Source organism: Pseudomonas sp. HMWF021 (genome assembly GCF_003061005.1).
GTDB lineage: Bacteria > Pseudomonadota > Gammaproteobacteria > Pseudomonadales > Pseudomonadaceae > Aquipseudomonas.
In genome coordinates, this window is sequence record NZ_QAIK01000085.1 from 59,266 (window position 1) to 59,586 (window position 321).

At 64.2% G+C, this 321-nt stretch carries 1 pseudogene; it reads left to right on the forward strand.

Annotated features, from left to right (window positions below):
* Positions 1–321, forward strand: a pseudogene (locus DBR18_RS29105) (excinuclease ABC subunit A); the annotation flags it as partial.

Genomic DNA, 321 nt, shown 5'->3' on the forward strand with positions numbered 1-321 from the left:
CCGAATCTTTCGCTGGAAAAGCGTCTGGCGGCGCAACGGATTGCCGAGGATCTGCTGGAACGGGTCAGCACCCTGACTGATCTGGGTCTGGGTTATCTGGCGCTGGAGCGCAGCACGCCGACGCTGTCGTCCGGCGAGCTGCAGCGTTTGCGCCTGGCGACGCAACTGGGTTCGCAATTGTTCGGCGTGATCTACGTGCTCGACGAGCCGTCCGCCGGCCTGCATCCGGCGGATGGCGAGGCGCTGTTCGAGGCCTTGCAGCGCCTGAAGGCCGACGGCAATACGCTGTTTGTGGTCGAGCATGATCTGGAGACCATGCGC